The organism is Ectobacillus funiculus (assembly GCF_004138295.1).
In the GTDB taxonomy this organism is placed as follows: domain Bacteria; phylum Bacillota; class Bacilli; order Bacillales; family Bacillaceae_G; genus Ectobacillus; species Ectobacillus funiculus.
Genome location: NZ_SCFM01000118.1, coordinates 1 through 692, shown reverse-complemented (window position 1 = coordinate 692; position 692 = coordinate 1). Strand labels below are relative to the sequence as shown.

The following is a 692-nucleotide window of genomic DNA, read 5'->3' as shown; positions in this document are numbered from 1 at the left end:
CACATGATATCTTCACTTACCGCTTTCGCAAAGGACCAGTTCTCTTGTTGCATTTTTTCTCTTACCTTTAAATCACAGCTTTTCAAGTGAAGATACGGAATTCGTTTGTGATGCTTTCTCATAAAGGCAACCGGATCTCCATCTGCATACGCATGATGGCCTGTATCTAGACAGAGATTAATATCCGTATCCTGCAGGAGTTTTTCAATTTGCTCTTCTGTTTCAATATGGCTTTGGGCATGTGGGTGAAATACCACTTCTAAACCATACTTGGATTTCGCGTGATCCCGTATTTTTAGGATGTTAGTGATAAACTTGTCCCACCCAGCATCGTTTAGGAATTGTGGTCTTACCAATTCACCGGTAAACAGATCTGTATAACAATCGTCAATTAAAACCACGTATTTTGCACTGTCAAATCGTAATTGAAGCACGGCCATCTCATCGAGTAAAGCAATCAGTTCCTCTGTCTTACGATCGGATGTAAGATCGCCCACAAGCGTTGTTGCGGTTAACTCAAGATTTCGTTTCTCAAGTTCTTCCTTTAATCTATCGTATTCATTAGGAAGGTATCCCCATGGGCCGAGTTCAATCCCTGCATATCCAGACTCAGCCATTTCATTCATACATCTTTCCCAAGGTGTTTGTTTTTCGTTTTCTGGAAACCATACTCCCCAAGAATCTGGTGCTGT

At 41.3% G+C, this 692-nt stretch carries 1 protein-coding gene; it reads right to left on the bottom strand.

Features of this window, described 5'->3' with window-relative positions; genetic code table 11:
* Positions 1-692 (bottom strand): sugar phosphate isomerase/epimerase family protein (locus EP737_RS25090; protein ID WP_129732133.1); only part of this gene is annotated, 692 nt, incomplete at both ends.